The organism is Streptomyces flavofungini (assembly GCF_014650815.1).
Classification (GTDB): Bacteria; Actinomycetota; Actinomycetes; order Streptomycetales; family Streptomycetaceae; genus Streptomyces; species Streptomyces flavofungini.
In genome coordinates, this window is the sequence record NZ_BMVR01000002.1 from 281,528 (window position 1) to 297,639 (window position 16,112).

The following is a 16,112-nucleotide window of genomic DNA, read 5'->3' on the forward strand; positions in this document are numbered from 1 at the left end:
CCTCCCGGCTGTCGCGCCCGCCCCGCCTCCCCTTCCGGCTGCCCGCCTGGACCGCGACGCTGACCTGGAAGGCCGCGGTGTTCATCGCCGTGATGTGCTGCGCGCTCGCGGCGCTCCTCGGCGTACTCGTCCATGTCGCGGTGACCAACCAGACCGTCGGCCAGGCCCGCGACCGCGCCCTGACCCGGCTCGACGACGCCACCAAGCAGTACGAGGCGGGCGGGCGGCTCGGCCCCGGAGCGGGCGTCGATCCGCCCGGCCTGCCGCGGCGGCTGCGCGACCTCGCGGTGAGCGGGGAGCGCGGCACGATGGTCGGCGACCACGACGAGCGGCCGACCGTGTGGGCGGCGGGTCCCGCCGACGGCGGGCGGGCCATCGCCGTGCAGGTCGACTACGCGCAGGGCGCCCGCACCATCGACGGGCTCGACCGGGCCATCGTCGGCTCGTCGGTGCTCGCGATCGGGGCGACGCTGCTCGTCGGCTCGTTCGCGGTGACGCGCGTGACGCGGCGGCTGCACCTGACCGCGCGGGTCGCGCGGCGCATCAGCGCGGGCGACCTGGACGCGCGCGTCAACGACCCCCGTACCCACGACGACGGCCGCCACCAGGACGAGGTGGCCACCGTCTCCGGCGCCCTGGACACGATGGCGTCCTCGCTCCAGGGCAAGCTCCTGAGCGAGCAGCGGTTCACCGCGGACGTCGCGCACGAGCTGCGGACGCCGCTCACCGGGCTGCACGCCGCCGCCGAGCTGCTGCCGCCCGGCCGCCCCACCGAGCTGGTCCAGGACCGGGTGGCGACCCTGCGCACCCTCACCGAGGACCTCCTGGAGATCTCCCGCCTCGACTCGCGCAACGAACGCGTGGAGCTCGACGCCGTCCGGCTCGCTCCCCTGGCCGAACGTGTCGTGCGGGCTTCGGGGGCCGAGGTGGAGCTGCTGGTCGTACGGGACATCGTGGTCGAGACCGATGGGCGGCGGCTGGAGCGGGTGCTGGGGAATCTGGTCGGGAACGCCCTGAAGCACGGGGCTCCGCCGGTTTCCCTGACCGTCGACGGGCCGGTGATCACCGTCCGGGATCACGGGCCCGGGTTCCCGGACTACCTCATCGAGCACGGGCCGCAGCGGTTCCGTACGGAGGGGACCACCAAGGGGCACGGGCTGGGGCTGACCATTGCTCTTGGGCAGGCGGAGGTGCTGGGGGCGCGGCTGGTGTTCGCCAACGCGGCCGAGTCCGGTGGGGCGGTGGCCGTGCTGACCCTTCCGTACGAAGTCGCCTCGGACGGCGTGGGGGACGTGGGCTGACCCCGCACGACCGGCTGTGATCGTTTGCGGGCTCCTCGTGTCGCTCCTAGCGTGAAATCGCGGCCCTTGACCCGGTCGCGTTCCCCCACTCCGCTCTGCTGAGGAGGCCTCATGGCCCTTCGTTCCCGGTCCGCCCTCGCCCGCCGTCTCTCCATACTCGTGGCCGGTGGCGCCCTCGCCGCCGCCACCGTGCTCACCGCCGCGCCCGGTGCCGCCGCCGAGGACGCGAACAACAATCCGCCGGTCTACAAGGGGCGCGTCACCGCCAAGTCGGGGCTGCTGCTCCGGGACGCGCCGACGCGGGGCAGCAAGGTCATCCGGACTGAGCCGTACGGGAAGGTCGTGCACATCTTCTGCAAGGCGCGCGGCGAGTACGTCCACCACAACGACCGCTGGTACCTGCTCACCGACGGGACCTGGGCGTGGGGCGCCGCGCACTACATCGCCAACATCGGGCCCGCGCCGCGCTGGTGCTGAGCCGCCGACGGGGCGCCGGGACACCGGCGACATAACCGGACATTAGGCCCGCAGCTTGCTACGTTCCGGGCATGACCGGAACAGCGGCGGAGCCCGCCGCCGTCGCCGCTGTGCGTGTCCCCCGGCGCCGTGGCACCGAGCTGGCGCTGATCGTCGTGGCCGTGCTGCTCTCGGTGTACGGCTACTGCGATGTGGGGCTCGCCCGAAACGGCTCCGTCCCGCCCGGCGCCGCCGGTTACGGCGCCGGGCTCGGGGTGCTCGCGCTGCTCGCCCATGTGGCGGTGCGCCTGCGGGCCCCGTACGCCGATCCGCTGCTCCTGCCGATCGCCGTGCTGCTCAACGGCCTCGGCCTGGTGCTCATCTACCGGCTCGACCTGGAGACCCCCGGCGACCGGGCGGCGCCCACCCAGCTCGTCTGGTCGACGATCGGCGTCGGCCTGTTCATCGGTGTCGTGCTGTTCCTGCGCGACCACCGCGTGCTCAAGGGCTACGCGTACCTGTCCGTGGTCACCGCGCTCGTCCTCATGATCGTGCCGATCTTCTTCCCCGCGGTGAACGGCGCCCGGATCTGGATCCGGATCGGCGGATTCTCCATCCAGCCCGGCGAGTTCGCGAAGATCCTGCTCGCGGTCTTCTTCGCCAGCTACCTCGCGGCCAACCGCACCGCCCTGGCGTACGCGGGCCGCACCGTGTGGAAGTTCAAGCGGCTGCAACTGCCCACCGGGCGGGTGCTCGGGCCGATCGTGGCGATCTGGCTGCTGAGCGTCGGTGTGCTCGTCCTGGAGCGCGACCTCGGCACCTCGCTGCTGTTCTTCGGACTGTTCGTGGTCCTGCTGTACGTCGCCACCGGACGCACCGGCTGGATCGCCGTCGGCCTGTTGCTCGCGGCGGTCGGGGCGTTCGCGGTGGGCTCGTTGGAGCCGCATGTGCACGGCCGCGTCGAGGACTGGCTGCACCCGTTCGCGTCGATCGAGGCGGGTGAGGGGCCGAACCAGCTCGCCCAGTCGCTGTTCGCGTTCGCGGCCGGAGGGATGCTCGGCAGCGGACTCGGGGACGGGCACTCGATCCTCATCGGCTTCGCCGCGAAGTCGGACTTCATCCTGGCGACGGCCGGGGAGGAGCTGGGGCTCACCGGGCTCACGGCGATCTTCCTGCTGTACGCGCTGCTGGTGGAGCGGGGCTTCCGGGCGGGGCTCGCGCTGCGTGACCCGTTCGGGCGGCTGCTCGCGATCGGGCTCGCGTCGATCGTGGCGCTCCAGGTGTTCGTGATCGCGGGCGGGGTGACGGGGCTGATCCCGCTGACGGGGATGGCCATGCCGTTCCTCGCGCAGGGCGGTTCGTCGGTCGTCACCAACTGGATCATCGTGGCGCTGCTCATCCGGGTCAGCGACTCGGCGCGCGCCCAGCCGGTGCCGGTGCCCGCAGCGGGGTCGGCGTCCGGGGTCGCGTACCAGATCGAGGAGGGCCGGGCATGACCCGTCACATCCGCCATGCCGCCGCGTTCTGCGCGCTGCTGCTCGTGGCGCTGCTCGTCAACGCGACCCGGGTGCAGATCGTCGACTCCGCGGCGTACGACGACAATCCCGCCAACCGCCGCACCGCCATCACCCGCTTCGACCAGCCGCGCGGCGACATCCTCGTGGACGGCCGCCCGATCACCGGGTCCAAGGACACCGGCCAGCAGCTCCGCCACGAACGGACGTACCGCAACGGCCCGTTGTACGCCCCCGTGACCGGCTTCGCCTCGCAGGTGTACGGCACCACGTTCCTGGAGCACGCCGAGGACGACATCCTCTCCGGCACCGACCCCATGCTCGCCCCGCTGCCCCTGTGGAACGACATCACCCGCGCCCAGAACCCGGGCGGCGAGGTCGTCACCACCGTCCGGGCGGCCGTGCAGCAGGCCGCGTACGCCGGGCTCGGCGGCAAGAAGGGCGCCGTGGCCGCCCTCGACCCGGCCACCGGCGAGGTCCTGGCGCTGGTGTCCACGCCGTCGTACGACCCCGAGCGGCTCGCGGGCACGGGCAGCGCCGTGACCGGTGCCTGGGCCGGACTGAACGCCGACCCGGACAAGCCGATGCTCAACCGGGCGCTCAGCCAGACCTATCCGCCCGGGTCGACGTTCAAGGTGGTGACGGCGGCGGCGGCGCTCGACGCGGGCGAGATCACCGACCTGGACGCGGACACCAGGTCCCCCGACCCGTACACCCTGCCCGGCACCACGACCAGCCTGGCCAACGAGGTCGAGGGGTGCGCGAACGCCAGCCTGCGGTACGCCTTCCAGTGGTCCTGCAACACCGTCTTCGCCAAGCTCGGCGCCGACACCGGCCAGGACGCCATGGCGGGCACCGCGAAGAAGTTCGGCTTCGACACCCCGGGCCTGCGCATTCCCTCGCCGGTCGCCACCAGCACCTTCGACACCGCCATGGACGACGCCCAGCTCGCCCTCTCCGCCATCGGCCAGTACGACACCCGCGCCACGCCCCTGCAGATGGCGATGGTGTCGGCGGCCGTGGCGGGCGGCGGCTCGGTCAAGGCGCCGTACCTGGTGGACCGGACGACGACCGACGACGGCGACACCGTCGCGTCGACCGGCACCCGGACGCTGCGGCAGGCGATGAACCCGGGCACGGCCGTGCGGTTGCGCGAGCTGATGACGGACGTCGTCGAGAAGGGCACGGGCCGCAACGCCGCCATCGAGGGCGTGACCGTCGGCGGCAAGACGGGCACGGCTCAGCACGGCATCGGCAACGCGGGCACCCCGTACGCCTGGTTCATCGCCTGGGCGCAGAAGCCGGGCGACGCGGAGCCGTCGGTGGCGGTCGCGGTCGTCGTCGAGGACGCGTCGGCGGACCGCTCGGACATCAGCGGGGGCGGGAGCGCGGCGCCGATCGCGAAGGCCGTGATGGAGGCCGCGCTGCGTTGAGGCGGACGTTTTCGGCACCACCGCCAACCAGGACCGTTCCTGTCCTAGTTGGCGTCTAGCGTGGCCGCATGACCGAAACCCAGGAGCTCCTGAACGCCCTGCGCGAGCAGCGCCGCACCCTCCTCATCGCCGTGCGGGGCCTCTCCGAGGAGCAGGCCGCCGCCCGGTCCACCGTCAGCGAGCTGACACTCGGCGGCATCCTGAACCACCTCACCCACGGCGAGCGCAACTGGACGCACGTCCTGAGCAGCGGGACCGGCGAGACGCCGCCCTCGATGTTCGACGTCGAGCAGTACAAGATGCCGCCGGGCGCGAGCGTGCCCGCCCTCGTGGCCGCGTACGAGGCGGCGGCGCGGGCGACCGACGAGGCGGTGGAGCGCGCCGGGCTCGACCGCGTCGTACCGCTGCCGGAGGCGCCGTGGGAGCCCGGAGTCGTACCGCGCTGGTCCGTGCGCCGGATCGTGCTGCACCTCCTGCGCGAGACGGCGCAGCACTCCGGGCACGCGGACATCGTGCGCGAGGCGCTGGACGGGGCGAACACCACGGCGCAGCTCGGCACTTAGGCGTCGGCGGCGCCGGCGGCGATCGCCTCGGAGACCTCCGCGACCCGCTCGTGTTCCTCCGCCGCGAACCGCTCCGCGTCGAGCTTCTCGGCGATCTCCTCGTCCTGCGCCATCAGCTGGTCGAGGTTGGAGTTGCCCATGTCGAACACGCCCATGTCGACGTACGCCTGCTGGAGCCGCTTGCCCCACAGGCCGATGTCCTTGACGCACGGCACGATGCGGCTGAACAGCAACTGCCGGAAGAGCTGCAGGTATTCGGAGCGCTCGCTGTACTCCTCGGCCTCCTTCAGCGGGATGCCGAAGTTGGTGAGGACCTCGACGCCGCGCAGCCGGTCGCGCATCAGGTAGCAGCCGTCGATGACGAACTCCTCGCGTTCGCGCAGTTCGGCGTCGGTGAGCTGCTTGTAGTAGTCGCGCAGCGCCATCCGCCCGAAGGCCACGTGCCGGGCCTCGTCCTGCATGACGTACGCGAGGATCTGCTTGGGCAGCGGCTTGTCGGTGGTGTCGCGGATCATGCCGAAAGCGGCGAGGGCGAGGCCTTCGATGAGGACCTGCATGCCGAGGTAGGGCATGTCCCAGCGGGAGTCGCGCAGCGTGTCGCCGAGCAGCGCCTGCAGATTGTCGTTGATCGGGTAGAGCATGCCGATCTTCTCGTGCAGGAAGCGGCTGTAGATCTCGGCGTGCCGGGCCTCGTCCATGGTCTGGGTGGCGGAGTAGAACTTCGCGTCCAGGTCGGGGACGGACTCCACGATGCGGGCCGCGCACACCATCGCGCCCTGCTCGCCGTGCAGGAACTGGCTGAACTGCCAGGAGGTGTAGTGCTTGCGCAGTTCACCGCGCTCGGCCGCGTTCATCCGGTCCCAGTACCGGGTGCCGTAGATGGACATGGCTTCGTCGGGGGTGCCGAGCGGGTCGAGCGGGTCGACTTCGAGATCCCAGGCGATGCGCTTGGCGCCGTCCCACTGCTTGTCCTTGCCCTTTTGGTAGAGGTTCAGGAGGCGTTCGCGGCCTGAGCCATCTTTTTGCCCAACAAACATGGCCTCCCAGCTGAAGCGGGCCGCTCCGGTCGCGGGCACCGTCCAGGCGAGGGCTCCCCCGCCATCCGTTCCCTGGCCGGTACCGCTCTCCCGGCCTGCGTTGACGTACAGATCGCGTGTGGACACTGACGGCTCCTCGCGGGTCTCGGCGGCCCCCGCTGCCGCGCAACCGCCGCACAGGGGTGGCTCCTTGGCAGGCTCACACGGTGGTAGACGCGGGGTCAACAAGTCGTGCGCAAGGGATTGACGGCCTTGCTGACAAGCAGTCTCATAAGACGTGACCCCCGGTAACCCGCTTGCGAGAGCACACGAGGAGCAGGAGATCTCATGACGACCGTGGCCGAAGACAGCGAACTTGCGGGTCTGCGGGACGCGCTCGGCCTGCTCAAGGACCGCGAGCAGGTGGCCCAGCGCCTCCTCGAGTCCTCCGCGAAGCACTCCTTCGACCCGGACAAGGAGCTGGACTGGGACGCGCCCGTCGAGGACGGCAAGTGGTTCTGGCCGCCCGAGCTGGTCTCGCTCTACGACACCCCGATGTGGCGGCGGATGTCCGAGGAGCAGCGCCACGACCTCGCCCGCCACGAGGCGGCTTCCCTGGCCTCGCTCGGCATCTGGTTCGAGATCATCCTCATGCAGCTGCTCGTGCGGCACATCTACGACAAGTCCGTGACCAGCGCACACGTGCGGTACGCGCTCACGGAGATCGCCGACGAGTGCCGCCACTCGATGATGTTCGCCCGCATGATCGAGAAGGGCGGGGCACCGACGTACCCCGTCACCAGGCTCAACCACAACCTGGCCCGCGTCCTCAAGACCGTCTCCACCACCCCCGGCTCCTTCGCCTGCACGCTGCTCGGCGAGGAGATCCTGGACTGGATGCAGCGCCTGACGTTCCCCGACGAGCGCGTCCAGACCATCGTGCGCGGCGTGACCCGCATCCACGTCGTGGAGGAGGCCCGCCACGTCCGGTACGCCCGCGAGGAGTTGCGGCGCCAGATGGTGACCGCGCCGCGCTGGGAGCGCGAGCTGACCCGCGTCAGCAGCGGCGAGGCGGCCCGCGTCTTCTCTATCGCCTTCGTCAACCCGCAGGTCTACACGAACGTCGGCCTGAACCGCCGCGAAGCCGTCGCCCAGGTCAAGGCCAGCGGCCACCGCCGCGAGGTCATGCAGTCCGGCGCGAAGCGGCTCACGGACTTCCTGGACGACATCGGCGTGCTGCGCGGCCCGGGCAGGCGCCTGTGGAAGTCCTCGGGCCTGCTGGCGTAGGCCGGTACCACCGCGTCCCGGCCACCCTCGCCCCGGCCCGCCCCCGTCCCCATCTCCTCATATCTCTTCGTACGAAATCACGGTTACGCTGCGGGACATGACCCAAGCCGTCGGCCCCACCCGCGCGTACCGGCGCCTCAGCGTCGAGGAGCGGCGGAGTCAGCTCCTCGACGCCGCCCTGAACCTCTTCGCGCACCGCGCGCCCGAGGAGGTCTCGCTCGACGACGTCGCGGAGGCCGCCGGAGTGTCTCGGCCCCTGGTGTACCGCTACTTCCCCGGCGGCAAGCAGCAGTTGTACGAAGCGGCGCTGCGCACGGCCGCCGACGAGCTGGAACAGTGCTTCGCCGAACCGCAGGAGGGCTCCCTCACCCAGCGCCTCGGCCGCGCCCTCGACCGGTATCTCGCCTTCGTCGACGAGCACGACACCGGGTTCAGCGCGCTGCTCCAGGGCGGCAGCGTCATCGAGACCTCGCGCACCAGCGCCATCGTCGACGGCGTCCGCCGCGCGGCGGCCGAGCACATCCTCGCCCACATGGAACTCCCCGGGCCGCCCGGCCCCCGACTGCGCATGACCGTCCGGATGTGGATCACCTCCGTCGAGGCGGCCTCCCTCATCTGGCTCGACGAGGACAAGCAGCCGCCCCTGGACGAACTGCGCGAATGGCTGGTCGAGCAGTTCATCGCCCACATCACGGCCACGGCGGGCCGCGACCCGCAGACCGCCGCCATGGTCCGGCACGCCCTGGCGCTGGAGACGCCGGAGGGACCGGTGGGCAAGCTGGTACGCCGGGTGCTGCCGGTGGCGGCGGAGGCGGTCCACCTGCTCTAGGGGCCGCGCAGGCCACGGGGCCGCCTGGCCGCGGGCCGCGCGGTCGGGTCGCCGGGGAGACACTGGTGCCGTGAAGAGTGAAGAGACCCCCTTCGTGGGCGGCCCCCTGGACGGCCGTGTCCTCCCCGTCCTGCTCGGCCCGACCGGCCACCCGCCGAAGGTCTACCGCGTCCCCGTCCCCGACGACGCGGGCGGCGAACCCACGGTCCTCGTCTACCGCCGCGTACCAGCGGGCACCGCCCGCCGCTTCGGCCTGCATCCGGGGTGGACGTACGAGTACGACGCGGGGGGCGGCGAGGGTGCGGGGGGATGGCGGAACTTGAAGTGGCCCTGGTCCAAGCCGGGCCCTGGACCCGGGGCGAGCTCTGGCCCGGAGGCGAGCCCTGACCCAGAGGCGAGCCCTGACCCGGAGGCGAGCCCTGGCCCGGAAGGCGGGCGCGGACCTCAGTCCTGAGGAGCGGGGTCCGGAGCGGAGCCGGACGCAACCCGCCGCGCCGAGGAGCCCTGGACGAGTGACCTCATTGCGCCAACCGCCCAGTGCCGACGGGCGGCGCCCACGGGGACACCCCATGCTCACGGTGCGCGGCGGACCCTCCGCCCCGCACCGGGAGGTGACGACGTGTCAGGAAGATTCCTACGCTGGGCCTGCACCGGCTCCGCCCTCTCCGCGCTGCTCACGGCCACCCCCCTCACCCCCACCACCCCGGCCCGAGCGGCCCCGACCCCCGACGCCCGCCCCGTGGCCGAACTCCTCACGGACCTCCAACGCCTCTACCGCCAGGCCGAGGAGTCCACGGAGACCTACAACGCGACCGACGAGAAACTCACCGGCCAACGCCGCGAGGTCAAGGACCTCAACCGCACCCTGGCCGAGGCCCGCGCCTCCGCACACGACGGCAGAGGGGCCGCCGGCCGCCTGGCCCGGCAGCAGTACCAGCACGGCACCATCGAGATCTCCTCCTACGTACGCCTCCTCCTGGCCCGCAACCCGCAGGGCGCCCTGGACCAGCGCCACGTCCTGCGCCGCGCCGCCGCCGAACGCGCCGCCACCGTCAACCGCCTCGTCGACGGCGAGAAGAAGGCCGACGGCCTGGCCCGCGCGGCCCGGCGCGCACTCGCCACGCAGGAGTCCCTCGCCCAGCGGCAACGCATCGCCCGGGACGCCGTACGGACCCGGCTCAAGGAGGTCGAGGAGCTGCTCGCCTCCCTCAGCGCCGAGGAGCTGGCCGCGTTGGGCCGGGCCGAGGAGGCCGGGGCCGCACGGGCGCAACGGCGGCTCGTCGCGTCCGGGGCGCTCGGTGCGCCCGCCGGGGTCGGGCGGGCGCCGTCCGCCCGGGGGGAGCGGGCCCTGCGGTACGCCGTCGCGCAGATCGGGAAGCCGTACGAGTGGGGGGCGGAGGGGCCCGCCGCCTTCGACTGCTCCGGGCTCACCCAGCGGGCCTGGGGGGTGGCGGGCCACGGCATCCCCCGGACCAGCCAGCAGCAGTGGGCCCGGCTGCCCCGGGTCCCCCTCCGCGACCTGCGCCCCGGCGACCTCGTCGTCTACTTCCCCCGCGCCACGCACGTCGCCCTCTACCTCGGCCGCGGCAAGGTCGTCCACGCGCCCCGCCCCGGCGCCCGCATCAAGGTCTCCCCCCTCGCCGCCAACCCCGTCCTCGGCGCGGTCCGCCCCGACCCCCGGGCCACGCCCGTCCCCGACTACCGTCCGCCCCGCTTGCCCGCCGGGGCGACGAAGGGGGCGGACCGGGGGTGGGCGGGGTAGGCCCTGCCGGGGGCTCTCCCCAACCCCGCCCCTTCCCGAAACCGGGGCTCCGCCCCGGACCCCGCTCCTCAAACGCCGGAGGGGCTGGTTTTTCCAGCCCGTCGTGGGGGTCCCCCCTGCTCCTTAAGAGCTTGGGGGAGATTGAGGACGAGGCGCGAAGCGCGCCGACAGCGGGGGTCCGGGGGCTGCCGCCCCCGGTTTCGGGAAGGGGCGGGATTGGGGGCTACGCAGCCGCGACCCCCGCCACATACCCCTCCGCCAGCTCCGCCTCATAGAAGTAGTTCTCGAAGTCCGCCGGATCATTGAACCCATTGGCGAAACGGTCGGCGACAGGCTGGAGTTCACCCGCCGCGCCCAGCAGGTTGAGGACGTGCTCGGGCGGCACGCCAAGCATCGCGTTGGTCCACTTGGTGACGTGCTGGGCGGTGGCCCAGTACCGGTCGAACGCCCCCTGCATCCAGGCCTCGTCGAAGGGCCGGTCCCCGTGGGAGACGATGGAGGAGAGGTAGGACGCGGCGCACTTGGAGGCCGAGTTGGACCCCTGCCCGGTGATCGGGTCGTTGGCGACGACGACGTCGGCGACGCCGAGGACGAGCCCGCCGCCGGGCAGCCGCCCGACGGGCTTGCGCACGGTGGGGGCGTACCGCCCGGCCAGAGCACCGCCCGCGTCGGTGAGTTCGACCTTGGTGGCGCGCGCGTACTCCCAGGGAAGGAACTTCTCCAGGAGTTCGAGGGTGAGGGCAAGATGCTCACCGGGGTCCTTGATGCCCTGGAAGACGTCGAGGGGACCGCCGGGGATGCCTTCCCAGAAGAGGATGTCGGCGCGGCCGGACGTGGTGAGCGTCGGCATGACGAAGAGTTCGCCGACCCCGGGCACGAGGTTGCAGCGGACGGCGTCGAACTCGGGGTGTTCGGGCCGCGGCCCGAGCCCGTGGACGTACGCCACGGCGAGCGCCCGCTGCGGCGCGTCGTACGGCGACCGCGAGGCATCCCGCTCGAACATGGACACCAGCTCGCCCTTGCCGGCGGACACGAGCACCAGGTCGTACGTACGGGAGAAGTAGTCCAGGTCGGAGACGGCCGCGCCGTGGATGACGAGCTGCCCGCCGCGCTGCGCGAACGTCTCCATCCAGCCGGCCATCTTCACGCGCTGGTCGACGGACTGCGCGTACCCGTCGAGCTTGCCGACCCAGTCGATGACGCGAGTGGGGTATCCCCTGCTCGAACCCGGTGGAGAGCTCGGGGACGAGTCGGGGCCGGCGACAGAGACGCCGACGCCCTCGATGAGGGGCGCCTGGGACTCCCAGAAGTTCAGGCCCAGGTCGCGCTCGTGCTGGAGGGCGGTGTGGAACATGCACTGGGTGGACATGACCCGGCCGGACCGGATCTCGTCCGCCGTGCGGTTGGACATGAGGGTGACCTCGTACCCCTGCGACTGGAGTCCGAGGGCGATCTGGAGGCCGGACTGACCGGCTCCGACGACAAGTATCTTCCGCATGCTGGTGGGGATCCTTCTGTTCAGGGCTGCTCGGGGGTGCGGTCCAGCGCGTGGCCCACGAGCGCGAGCAGCGACTCGACGGCTGAGATCCGCTGCCGCGCGTCCATGATCAGGACGGGGATGTGCGCGGGTACGGTCAGCGCTTCGCGGACGTCCTCGGCCTCGTACCGCGGGGTGCCCTCGAAGTGGTTGACGGCGACGACGTACGGCAGTCCGCAGCTCTCGAAGTAGTCGAGCGCGGGGAAGCAGTCGGTGAGGCGCCGGGTGTCGGCGAGCACCACGGCGCCGATCGCGCCGCGCACCAAGTCGTCCCACATGAACCAGAAGCGCTGCTGGCCGGGGGTGCCGAAGAGGTACAGCACGAGGTCGTCGTCGAGCGTGATGCGGCCGAAGTCCATGGCGACGGTGGTCGTGGTCTTCTCGGGCGTCGCGCTCAGGTCGTCGGTGTCGGCGCTGGCCTGGGTCATCAGCGCCTCCGTCTGGAGGGGCGTGATCTCGGAGACGGCGGTGACGAGCGTCGTCTTGCCGACGCCGAAGCCGCCCGCGACGACGATCTTCGTGGCGATCGGCGCGCGGGTGTGATCGTTCTGCCAGGCCTGTACGCCCTCCTCGTGGGCGAGGAGTTCGGAGACGGCGGAGTCGGAGACAGTGGAGTCGGAGACAGTGGAGTCGGAGACAGTGGAGTCAGAGACGGCGGAGTCCACTCAGCACCCTTTCGAGCAGTGCGCGGTTCGGCTGCCCGGGGCCGTGGCCCGTTCCGTACACGCGGATCTTTCCCTGGTCGGCGAGGTCGCTGAGCAGAACGCGGACCACGCCGAGGGGCATCTTCAGGAGCGCGGAGATCTCGGCGACCGTACGCATCCGGCGGCAGATCTCGACGATGGCCCGCATCTCCGGCATCACCCGGGAGCTCAGCGGGTCGCCCTTGCCCAGCTCCCGCCGCTCCTCGGGGGCCTCCAGGGCGGGGTTCGCGGCGACGAACGTCTCGACGAGCAGGACGTGCCCGAAACGGGTGCGGCCGCCGGTCAGCGAGTACGGGCGCACGCGCGCGGGCTTCCCCCCGCGGCGCCGGGGGAGCTCGGGCACGGGGCTCAGCACGCGTTCTCCATCGACTGGCGCAGCTCGCTGCGGAGTTCGGGGGTGAGCACGTGTCCGGCGCGGCCGACAAACAGCGCCATGTGGTACGCGACGACCGTCATGTCGCAGTCGGGCGTCGCGTGCACCCCGAGCAGCGAACCGTCGCTGACCGCCATCACGAAGAGGCTGCCCTCCGCCATGGCGACGACGGTCTGCTTCACCGAGCCGCCGTCCATCAGGCGGGCCGCGCCGAGGGTGAGGCTGCCGAGCCCGGACACGATGGTGGCCAGGTCGGCGCTGGAACCCCGGGGCCCGGTGGGGCTGGTGGCGGGGCGGCGCTCGGCGTTGCGCACGGGGTCGGAGGAGAGCAGCAGGAGCCCGTCGGAGGAGACGACGGCGACCGAGAGGATGCCGGGAACCTCCTCGACCAGGTTGGTCAGCAGCCAGTGGAGGTTCTTGGCCTCACTGCTGAGGCCGTACGCGACGGGTTCGCCGGACGGCGGTTCGGCGGTCGCCGACGCGGGGTCGGCGCCCGTGCGGGGTCGCACTGGCTTGGCGGAAGAACCGGGTGTGCGCATGGGCGCAGTCAACTGCTTGCCTCCTCGACTGGGTCCCCCGGAACATCTGCGGCACGGTGGCCTTCGGCACTCTCTTCGGTATGGGCCGATCGCTCTTCGGTACGGGCCAGTTCCGCCGCCACGTCGCGGCGGCCGCTGATGGCCCCCTGCTGGAACCCGCCCAGCCTGCGGCGCAGTTCCTCGGCGTCCACGGCGGGCCGCGGCTTCGGCACCGCGCTCCCCGCGGTCGGGCTGATCCTCGGGGTCCGCTTGGGGAGGCCCTTGGCGGTGAGGACCTGGGCGTCGGCGTCGCGGGCGCGGGCGGTGTCCGTGTCCGGTTCGGCGGCGGTGGCCGCGCCCGGCACGTCCCCGGCTGCCGCGTCCGGTACGACGACGGCCGCCGTGTCCTGCGACGGCGCCGCGGGCTCCCGTACGGCCTCCGCTTCCGAAGGGCCCCCGCCCTCCGGGAGCCCGTCCGGCATCGCTTCCGCCGCCAGTGCGGCATCCCGCTCCGACGGCGACTGCGCGTCCGGCTTCGGGCGCGCCTCCTGCTCCGGCCGGACCTCGTCGTCCGGCCGCGCGTGCGGCTCCGCGTCGTCCGGGTGGTCGGCCGGGACGGGCGGTGCCAGGAGTTCGAGTGTGGTCTCCGCGGCGGCGATCAGGGGGTCCCGGTCGCCCGAACGGGACGGCAGGACATTGGAGTTGGCCTCGGCCTCGGAGCCGGGCAGGTGCACGAGCGGCGCCTCGGCGGGCGCGGCGGGCACCGCTCCGGGCGTCCCGGCCGCGGGCGGCGCGGCGAGGATGCCGTCGGGCAGGACGACGACCGCGGCGACCCCGCCCTGCTTCTGCTCGCGCAGCCGCACCCGCGCCCCGTGCCGGGCGGCGAGCCGCGCCACGACGTACAGGCCGAGCCCGAGGCCGTCGCCGCTCTCCTGGTCGTACACGTCATCAGGGGAGAACTCGGCGAGCCGCGCGTTGAGTTCGTCGAGGCGCTCCGCGCCGACGCCGATGCCCTCGTCCTGCACGGAGAGCATCACCTCACCGTTCTCCAGGAGCCAGCCGGACACCTCGACGGCGGCGTCGGGCGGCGAGAACGAGGTGGCGTTCTCCAGGAGTTCGGCGACCAGGTGGCTGATGTCGTCGGCGGCGAACCCGGCGATGTGGGCGTGCGGCGGCAGCGTGGCGATGGTGACGCGTTCGTACCGCTCGATCTCGCTGACGGCGGCGCGTACGACGTCGACGAGCGGTACCGGACCCGCGTGCTGGTGGCCGTGCTCGGCGCCCGCGAGGACCAGGAGGTTCTCGCTGTGGCGGCGGGTGACGGTGGCGAAGTGGTCGAGCTTGAAGAGGGTGGCGAGCCGGTCGGGGTCCTGCTCGCGCTCCTCCAGGCCCTCGATGACGGCGAGTTGCCGCTCGACCAGACCGAGCGTGCGCAGCGCGAGGTTCACGAACGTGCCGTGGATGCTGCGTCGCACCCGCTCCAGGTGGACGGAGGCCTCGGCGAGTTCGGCGCGCAGCGCGTCGCGTTCGTCGGCCATCTCCTGGCGGGCGTCGGCCATGGTCTGGCGCTGGCCGATGAGGTGCTTGCGGTCGGCCTCCAGGGTGGTGAGGCGTTCCTGGAGGCCGACGGCGTGGCCGTGCAGCGCGTTGACGGAGCGCACGACGGCGGCGAACTCGTCGTCGCGGCCGGTGAAGCGCACCGGCTCCTCGGCCGCGGGCGCGGTCGCGACCCGCTCCGAGCCCCGGCGCAGCGCGGCGAGCGGGCGGGTCAGCGAGCGGGCCGTGCCCATGCACACGCCGACGGCGACGAGCAGCAGCACGCCGACGAGCGCGATGCGGATCTCCAGCGCGGTGACGTCGTCGTCGCGCAGGTCGCCGAGGCTCTGGGTGCGGGCGTCGGCGAGGGCGTTCTCGGCGCCGCGCATGGCCTCGATCCGGGCGGACAGCGCGCTGTCGAGCTTCTTGCGGTCCAGGCGCTGGTCGGCGCCGGAGAGCCGGGGCCGGTCGGTGAGGCGCGCGAGGTACTGCTCGGCGGTGGTCACGCCGTTGCCGGTGACCGTGGAGTCGTAGGTGGCACGGGCCTTGGCGGGCGCGGTGTCCTGGAAGTCGGCGAGCGCGGCCAGTTCCCGCACGTGGGCCTGCTGGGCGGCGGCGCTGAGGCCGTCGCGGCGGCCGTCCTCCTCGCTGTCCTCGGCCCCGGACGAGGTGGGCAGGCCGGTGACGGGGTCGACGGTGGAGCCGGTCGCGGCGGGGCGGGGCACGGCGAGCGCGGCGAGCAGCAGGCCGCGCGCGGAGCCCGCCTGGTCGACGGCGTGGTCGAGGTCGGCGAGGGCGTGGGCGCCGGAGCCCGCGCGTGGCGGGAGCTTCTCGGCCAGTTCGCGGGTGAGGCCGTGGAGTTCGGCGATGGCCTTCGCGTACGCCTTGTGGGCGTCGAGGGCCGTGGTCCTGCCGGTGAGGGCGGCTCTGCGCACGGACGCGAGTCCGGCGAGGTCGCGGCGCAGCTCGGCGGTGACGGAGGTGTTGGTGTTCGCGTCGGCGGCGGCTTCGCGGAGCTCCTCGATGCTCCGGTCCACACGGGCGCTGTGGCTCTCCGAGAGGCTCTTGCCGTCGGGGCGGCCGGCGGCGATGTACGCGGTGACCTCGTCGCGTTCATCGGCCAGGGAGTGACTGAGCGTGATCGACTGCTGGGTCAGCTCGGCGAGCGTCACCAGGCTCTGGGACTCGTTCAGTTGGCTCGTCGCGGTGACGATGACGGGCGCACCGGCGCCGGCGACGGCGGCGGCGACGACTGCGACGGCCACTATGAGGCGGTTGCGGAC

15 protein-coding genes are annotated in these 16,112 nt (G+C 72.6%); 9 read left to right on the forward strand and 6 right to left on the reverse strand.

Going from position 1 to position 16,112, the window contains the following annotated elements; translation table 11 throughout:
• Positions 1-92 precede the first annotated feature (92 nt).
• The 5 genes from IE274_RS05065 to IE274_RS05085 all read left to right on the forward strand — a co-directional run bounded on the left by IE274_RS05065 (position 93) and on the right by IE274_RS05085 (position 5,267).
• A complete protein-coding gene (locus IE274_RS05065) occupies positions 93-1,301 on the forward strand; it encodes an ATP-binding protein (protein WP_372446984.1) in 1,209 nt (402 codons plus the stop codon).
• A 111-nt stretch (positions 1,302-1,412) separates the two neighbouring features.
• Complete coding sequence (locus IE274_RS05070; RefSeq protein ID WP_190114354.1) at positions 1,413-1,778, forward strand: SH3 domain-containing protein; 366 nt, start codon at positions 1,413-1,415, stop codon at positions 1,776-1,778.
• 71 nt (positions 1,779-1,849) lie between these two features.
• Positions 1,850-3,253, forward strand: a complete 1,404-nt coding sequence (locus IE274_RS05075; RefSeq protein WP_190114355.1) for an FtsW/RodA/SpoVE family cell cycle protein — start codon at positions 1,850-1,852, stop codon at positions 3,251-3,253.
• Positions 3,250-4,704: a penicillin-binding transpeptidase domain-containing protein gene (locus IE274_RS05080; RefSeq protein WP_190114356.1), complete on the forward strand. Its 1,455-nt coding sequence runs from the start codon at positions 3,250-3,252 to the stop codon at positions 4,702-4,704. Before IE274_RS05075 ends, IE274_RS05080 begins: the two co-directional genes overlap by 4 nt.
• A 68-nt stretch (positions 4,705-4,772) precedes the next feature.
• Complete coding sequence (locus IE274_RS05085; protein ID WP_190114357.1) at positions 4,773-5,267, forward strand: DinB family protein; 495 nt, start codon at positions 4,773-4,775, stop codon at positions 5,265-5,267.
• Here the strand turns inward: IE274_RS05085 and IE274_RS05090 are convergent.
• Positions 5,264-6,430: a ferritin-like domain-containing protein gene (locus tag IE274_RS05090; protein WP_372446975.1), complete on the reverse strand. Its 1,167-nt coding sequence runs from the start codon at positions 6,428-6,430 to the stop codon at positions 5,264-5,266. The two genes, IE274_RS05085 and IE274_RS05090, sit on opposite strands and share 4 nt — an antisense overlap.
• 201 nt (positions 6,431-6,631) lie before the next feature.
• Here IE274_RS05090 and IE274_RS05095 point away from each other — a divergent pair, with 201 nt between their 5' ends.
• The 4 genes from IE274_RS05095 (at position 6,632) to IE274_RS05110 (ending at position 10,161) form a co-directional block, all read left to right on the forward strand.
• Positions 6,632-7,570, forward strand: a complete 939-nt coding sequence (locus IE274_RS05095) for an AurF N-oxygenase family protein (protein WP_190114358.1) — start codon at positions 6,632-6,634, stop codon at positions 7,568-7,570.
• Between the two features lie 97 nt (positions 7,571-7,667).
• On the forward strand, positions 7,668-8,399 hold the full coding sequence (locus tag IE274_RS05100; protein WP_190114359.1) for a TetR/AcrR family transcriptional regulator: 732 nt from the start codon (positions 7,668-7,670) through the stop codon (positions 8,397-8,399).
• A 70-nt stretch (positions 8,400-8,469) separates the two neighbouring features.
• Entirely contained in the window at positions 8,470-8,853 is a 384-nt protein-coding gene (locus IE274_RS05105; RefSeq protein WP_190114360.1) for a DUF8847 domain-containing protein, read from the forward strand.
• Between the two features lie 165 nt (positions 8,854-9,018).
• Positions 9,019-10,161, forward strand: a complete 1,143-nt coding sequence (locus IE274_RS05110) for a C40 family peptidase (RefSeq protein WP_190114361.1) — start codon at positions 9,019-9,021, stop codon at positions 10,159-10,161.
• A gap of 223 nt (positions 10,162-10,384) precedes the next feature.
• Here IE274_RS05110 and IE274_RS05115 read toward each other — a convergent pair whose 3' ends face one another.
• From IE274_RS05115 to IE274_RS05135, 5 genes are all read right to left on the reverse strand, one after another.
• A complete protein-coding gene (locus IE274_RS05115) occupies positions 10,385-11,659 on the reverse strand; it encodes a styrene monooxygenase/indole monooxygenase family protein (RefSeq protein ID WP_190114362.1) in 1,275 nt (424 codons plus the stop codon).
• A gap of 20 nt (positions 11,660-11,679) precedes the next feature.
• The gene (locus IE274_RS05120) at positions 11,680-12,363 is read right to left on the reverse strand and encodes a GTP-binding protein (protein WP_190114363.1); all 684 of its coding nucleotides are present in this window, start codon (positions 12,361-12,363) and stop codon (positions 11,680-11,682) included.
• Complete coding sequence (locus IE274_RS05125; RefSeq protein ID WP_190114364.1) at positions 12,344-12,757, reverse strand: DUF742 domain-containing protein; 414 nt, start codon at positions 12,755-12,757, stop codon at positions 12,344-12,346. The genes IE274_RS05120 and IE274_RS05125 overlap by 20 nt, the downstream gene beginning before the upstream one ends.
• Complete coding sequence (locus IE274_RS05130; protein ID WP_229909300.1) at positions 12,751-13,179, reverse strand: roadblock/LC7 domain-containing protein; 429 nt, start codon at positions 13,177-13,179, stop codon at positions 12,751-12,753. Before IE274_RS05130 ends, IE274_RS05125 begins: the two co-directional genes overlap by 7 nt.
• Positions 13,180-13,322: 143 nt before the next feature.
• Complete coding sequence (locus tag IE274_RS05135) at positions 13,323-16,094, reverse strand: nitrate- and nitrite sensing domain-containing protein (protein ID WP_229909234.1); 2,772 nt, start codon at positions 16,092-16,094, stop codon at positions 13,323-13,325.
• Positions 16,095-16,112: the final 18 nt, after the last annotated feature.